At 60.0% G+C, this 5,386-nt stretch carries 4 protein-coding genes and 2 pseudogenes; 2 read left to right on the top strand and 4 right to left on the bottom strand.

Features of this window, described 5'->3' with window-relative positions:
• Window positions 1-285: 285 nt before the first annotated feature.
• Window positions 286-523, top strand: a pseudogene (locus DKT70_RS17410) (ISKra4 family transposase); the annotation flags it as partial.
• 61 nt (window positions 524-584) lie between these two features.
• Here the strand turns inward: DKT70_RS17410 and DKT70_RS17405 are convergent.
• From DKT70_RS17405 to DKT70_RS17390, 4 genes and pseudogenes are all read right to left on the bottom strand, one after another.
• A pseudogene (locus tag DKT70_RS17405) lies at window positions 585-1,418 on the bottom strand (IS3 family transposase).
• A 101-nt stretch (window positions 1,419-1,519) separates the two neighbouring features.
• Window positions 1,520-2,128, bottom strand: coding sequence for an Isoquinoline 1-oxidoreductase subunit (locus tag DKT70_RS17400; RefSeq protein WP_111560314.1), 609 nt, complete (start codon window positions 2,126-2,128; stop codon window positions 1,520-1,522).
• Window positions 2,125-4,227, bottom strand: coding sequence for a xanthine dehydrogenase family protein molybdopterin-binding subunit (locus DKT70_RS17395; protein ID WP_233490664.1), 2,103 nt, complete (start codon window positions 4,225-4,227; stop codon window positions 2,125-2,127). Before DKT70_RS17395 ends, DKT70_RS17400 begins: the two co-directional genes overlap by 4 nt.
• Window positions 4,228-4,281: 54 nt before the next feature.
• Window positions 4,282-4,740, bottom strand: coding sequence for a (2Fe-2S)-binding protein (locus DKT70_RS17390; RefSeq protein ID WP_111560312.1), 459 nt, complete (start codon window positions 4,738-4,740; stop codon window positions 4,282-4,284).
• Window positions 4,741-4,942: 202 nt separating this feature from the next.
• Here DKT70_RS17390 and DKT70_RS17930 point away from each other — a divergent pair, with 202 nt between their 5' ends.
• Complete coding sequence (locus DKT70_RS17930) at window positions 4,943-5,185, top strand: hypothetical protein (protein ID WP_146612694.1); 243 nt, start codon at window positions 4,943-4,945, stop codon at window positions 5,183-5,185.
• The last annotated feature ends 201 nt before the right edge of the window (window positions 5,186-5,386 follow it).

The raw sequence follows: 5,386 nt of genomic DNA, 5'->3' as shown, positions 1-5,386 counted from the left end.
CCCCGACTACCAATCTCAAAACGGCAGACTCTCGTTATGAACGAGGGACGATCGGGGGGCAGGTCAACGGCTATTGCTTGTGCCTGATCGCGGATATCCGGGATGGCGATAATTTCCCAGAATGCGGCACGTGATGCAGGGCCTATGACGTGGATGCGGGGTTCGGCGCGCCCCTGGGCGTCGATCAGCGCGTAGTCTGGAGCGATGCGGGGGTGGACAAAACATGGGAGTCCTCTTCGTCGTTGCGGCCCGTTGTAAGGTGAGTTCTTTAAGTGGAGGGCAACCATAGACGTTCGGATTACGGTCGAAACAACCTTCGATAATGGGGAGAAGCGCAATGATCAGCTTGATGGCATTGCTCGACCCTAGCGGGTGACCTGTCCAGATGGGATCCGGCTGTGCCTCGACGATGGAAAGAAGGATCGTCGGACAGCTCCAAAGAGCAATCCCTTGCGACAAGGTCGATGAGATCACTCGAGAAAGCCGCGTATGTCCGGATTGCGCCTCGGTTCGCGCCGTTCACAGAGGTGGTTCGGTTTGTGTGAAAAGGTTCCGGGCGTTTTCTAAGTGATTTTCTGCCTTGGTTACGCCGCCACCGCTTCGGGCATCGGCTGGTTGAAGCAGGCCTGGTCGGGCGTTTTCCCGTCAAGCGATGAGTGTGGGCGCCGGCTGTTGTAGAAGCCGAGATAACGACCGATCGACGCGTGTGCCTCCGAGACGCTGGCATAGGCTCGCAGGTGCACCTCCTCATATTTGATAATCCGCCAGAGGCGTTCGACGAAGACGTTGTCGCGCCAGGCGCCCTTGCCGTCCATGCTGATCTTGATCTCACGGGCGGCCAGAAGCTTGATGAGCTCGGCGGAGGTGAACTGGCTGCTTTGGTCGGTGTTGAAGATCTCGGGCGCATTATGACGCGCCAGCGCCTCCTCCACAGCTTCGATGCAGAAATCCGCCTCGAGCTTGATCAAGGCGCGCCATGCGAGGACGCGGACCAAGTGAACCAGTCCAGCAAAGCAGCGAGATAGATGAAGCCGCGCGCCATTGGAATGTAGGTGATGTCCATCGCCCAGACCTGATCGTGCCGGGTGATGGGCAGTTTGCGCAGCAGATGGGGATAGATCTTGTGCCCCGGCACCGGTTTCGAAGTGTTCGGCTTCCGAGATCGATCGCGGGCGGTAATAGACGCTGCCCAAGCTGATCCCCAGAGCGATGGCCTGGCGGCTGACGATCAGCTTCGAGCCGTCACCGAACACTCCGGTCGCGCACTCATGCAGTTGGTCGCGCCATTGCTTGATCTGGTTCGGATGGACATCGAAATTCTGCGCCAGTTCGATCAGCGTCTTCTCGCCCTTGATCGCGACTACTGCCACTTTCGCCTTGAATGCCCGACTGTGGTTCAGGCGCGGTCGTCTTGTCATGGTCATCTCCTTGCCTGCAGCATCATGCTGCCGTGGCGCGGAAAATCTACTTATCCCGGCTGTTCAGATTTTGGGGGCCACCTCTCTTGCTAAGCCCCTTTCTAAATTGGACACGCAGCCCCGGTGTCGATCCACGCGCGGGTAAGCTGGCCGAACAACTCCTGACTGCCCGGCGCGGGGGTACGGCCTTCACCTGGATCCCAGCCCCAGCCTACCAGACCATCCTCGGCATTATGTATGTACAGTTCCTCCAACGTCTTGCCGCCGTTGCGCTCGGGGTCCTTGATCTGCTCACAGATATCGCCAAGACTAACGCCGTACCAACCCATGCTGACGGGGGCTAGCGCCCAAGGTTCATGACCGGGGATGCTGCCTTCGCCGGACGTGAACTCGACATTTTCTGATCCGTGGCAAGTATTGCAGGTCATGCCTGGTGCGCCAAAATCGGCCTCCCCCCGGATCACTGGCGGCATATGCGGTACCATGTCGTCGCCCTGCCGCGGTCCGCCGGTGACAGGATGGCAGTTCACGCAACGCGGGTGGGTCAGAACCTTGCCCATCTCGTTGAACAGCGCGACCGAGCGTTCAGTCTCGTCGGCAATATCGGCAAAGCTTTCTGGTGCAGCCAGAACGTCAGGTGCATCCGACTGCGCAAAGGCAGGCGCCGAGCCGAAGGTCAGGGCGACGATCAACGTCAGGGTGGACTTCATGACATCACCTCATCAAAGGGCAAGCTACGCTGACTTTTACCGGTCAGAGCGCGCCAGGCGTTGGCAAGAGCAGGCCCCAAGGGCGGTACGCCCGGTTCTCCGACGCCCGTGGGATCGACGTCGCTGGCAATGATCGACACTTCGACCATCGGCATCTCTGCGATGCGAAGCATGGGATAGTCATCAAAATTCGACTGCTGGACCATCCCCCCCTCAGCCATCGTGATCCGGCTGTGCAGCGCGGTACCCAATGCATAGCCGATGCCGCCCTCCATCTGTGCGCGGATGATGTTGGGGTTCACCGCAATGCCGCAATCGACTGCGCACCAGACTCGCGTCACATGGGGCAGGCCGTCACGATCTTCGACTTCGACCACTTGCGCGACATAGGTGCCAAAGCTCTTGACCATCGCCACGCCATAACCCTTGCCGTCGCGCGTGGGACCTGACCAGCCGGACATCCGGGCGGCCTCTTCGATCACTGCGCGTTCGCGCGACGCTTCGAGGGGCAGCAGGTCCAGACGGCCTTGCACGGCATCTTGGCCTGCTGCCGCCAGCACTTCGTCCAGAAAGGTTTCGACCGCATAGGCAGTATGGGTATGGCCGACCGATCGCCACCAAAGCACGCTGACCGGGCTTTCCATCCGCGCCCATCCGATCCGGCGTGCGCCGAATTGATATGGCAGGTTGCTGGACCCCTCGTACGAGGTGGCGTCCGGGCCGCCCTTCAGGGTCGGCTCCATGGGGGTGCCCATGAGGATCGACTGGTTGGCAACGGTATTTTCCCAACCGACGATGCGACCCTGTTCGTCTAGACCAGCGCGGAGGCGGTGCACGGTCATGGGACGATAGTAGCCACCCTTGACGTCGTCCTCGCGTGTCCAGACCAGCTTGAAGGCTCCGTCACGTCCGGCGGCCTTGGCCACCTCGCCAGCTTCTGCCGCCAGATGCGCCGAGCCTTGAGCGCGCCGCCCGAACGAGCCGCCCGCCATCAGGACGTTAATGGTCACATCCTCCGGCGCGATGCCCAGGGCTTTGGCCACGGTCGGCTTGTCAAACGTCGGAAACTGACTCCCGAACCACATCTCGGCCTTACCGCCCTTGGTCTCGATCACCGCATCCAAGGGCTCCATCGGAGCATGGGCCAAGTAGGGAAAGCGGTATTCAGCCTCCAGCACCTGCGCAGCCTTTTCCAGCGGGGACAGGTCGCCGTCTTCTTCGACCGTGATGCCGCCTTCGGCCGCGGCTGCCGAAAAATCGTCCATCATCTGCGCCGAACTACGGGTTTCGGCCGCGCTTTGGTCCCAAGTAATGCTCAGCGCATCGCGACCTTTCAGCGCCGCAAAGGTATTTGTCGCATAGACCGCGACGCCAGAGGGAATCTGGCGCACCATCTGCACCCCTCTCACGGCAAGTGCCGCTGAATCGTCCATAGTGGCGACGGTTGCGCCGAACATTGGCGGATGGGCCACGACCACTGTCAGCATGTCGTCGCGATAGACGTCCAGCGTGAACTGCGCCGTGCCATCGGTCTTGGCGACCGTGTCCAGACGGGGCCGGTCGGTACCGATTAGGACAAACTGATCGGCGGTCTTGACGGGGGGATCCTCGGGGATCGGCTGGTCGGATGCCGCTTGCGCCAATGCGCCAAACCCTGACGATTGCCCGGATGGTTCGTGGGCGATGATTCCAGCGCTGACTGTGATCTCTGCATCGGGAACACCCCACTTGGCAGCGGCGGCGGCAACCAGCATCGCCCGCGCAGCGGCACCTGCCTTGCGCATCTGCATATAGCTATTGGCCATCGCAGTAGAGCCGCCCGTTCCTTGCGCCCCGAACGCAAGATTGGCGTAAAGCGCGTCATTGGCCGGCGCGCCTTCGGCACGCATCTGCGACCAATCCGCGTCCAGCTCCTCGGCGACCAGTGTGGCAAGACCGGTATAGGGACCTTGCCCCATCTCTATATGCTTGATCATCACGGTCACGAGGTCGTCGGTCCCAATCCTGATAAAGGCGTTGGGCGCAAAGGGAGAGGCCGCCATCGCCTCCCCAGCCACCTGCGCTCGCGCTCGTCCAAATGGCAGCGTCACCGCCAACATCAGCCCGGCGCTTCCTGCCAAAAATCCCCTGCGAGAAGTCATCGGTGCCATGCTTCAGCCCTCCAGCGTCTTGGCGGCGTCGTGGATCGCCTTTCGGATGCGAACATAGGTTGCGCAGCGGCAGATGTTCCCGGCCATGGCATTGTCGATGTCCTCATCTGTGGGCTTTGCCACTTGCTGAAGCAGCGCTGTCGCCGACATCACCTGTCCGGACTGGCACCAGCCGCATTGTGGCACATCGATTGCGGTCCACGCGGCCTTGATCGCCTCGGCTTCTGGGCCATCGATGCCTTCAATGGTAGTGACCTCGCTGCCGTCGATCGTGCCGATCGGGGTTACGCAAGACCGGCGCGGCATGCCATCCAGCATCACGGTGCAAGCGCCGCATTGTGCAATCCCGCAACCAAACTTGGTGCCGGTCATTCGCAACTCGTCGCGCAGAACCCACAAAAGCGGGGTTTCTGGATCAATGTCCAACTCGACATCGCGACCGTTGACACGGAAATTTGTCATGCCTGGCCTCCTTGGCTGGGTATGCATATCATGAACTGATACGGGGCAGCGTCAACGGAAAAGCAAGCTGTAGGTATGCCAGGGGATATTGCAACTGCCGGCGGGTGTTGTCTTCGATCACCCGGCATTTCGCTCACAAGGTAATCGGCGCACAGCGACCAAGATGCGACATCATGGCTTGCATGAAACATAACTCGATCTTATGCCGATTTTCGTCTCAACTACCTGCAGGGTTTTCAAGGTGCTGAAAGCTGAAGGCATAAATTTCAGCGGTTTTGATGCGAGTGCTTATCTCGTCCCCTTCACGTCAGAGCTTGATATTGACCTTTCAAGACGACGATTCTCGCAGTTACGCCTACGCGGTTTTGGGCCGCTCGATCTTATTCCCATTCCCATCGAGCAAGAACAGAACCGGGAGTCGGCATCAAAGGCAAATCAAGCATGAGTTCATGGACATTGGATGATCTGCGCCGCCTCGATCTGAAATATGCAGAGGAAGGTATCCATATCCATCAGAGGCCATTCCGGGCCGCGATAGAAATTCTTGGCTCCAGCTTCGTCATCGGCGTCGGCGGGAACCCCTAGGCTCCAGACCCATTGATTTCAGTCCGTTGCGGTGATTCAGGCTTCGCAAGGAGACCTGATC

This window comes from Paracoccus sediminilitoris, assembly GCF_003259195.1.
Classification (GTDB): domain Bacteria; phylum Pseudomonadota; class Alphaproteobacteria; order Rhodobacterales; family Rhodobacteraceae; genus Paracoccus; species Paracoccus sediminilitoris.
Note: the sequence above shows the minus strand (reverse complement) of the source record. Positions and strands in the feature narration are given on the sequence as shown.

What these genes read in the sequence shown, in the direction of transcription:
- DKT70_RS17395 (WP_233490664.1), bottom strand. Translation starts at nt 4,227, where the DNA reads ATGTTGGCGGTGACGCTGCCATTTGGACGAGCGCGAGCGCAGGTGGCT.
- DKT70_RS17400 (WP_111560314.1), bottom strand. Translation starts at nt 2,128, where the DNA reads ATGAAGTCCACCCTGACGTTGATCGTCGCCCTGACCTTCGGCTCGGCG.
- DKT70_RS17930 (WP_146612694.1), top strand. Translation starts at nt 4,943, where the DNA reads ATGCCGATTTTCGTCTCAACTACCTGCAGGGTTTTCAAGGTGCTGAAA.
- DKT70_RS17390 (WP_111560312.1), bottom strand. Translation starts at nt 4,740, where the DNA reads ATGACAAATTTCCGTGTCAACGGTCGCGATGTCGAGTTGGACATTGAT.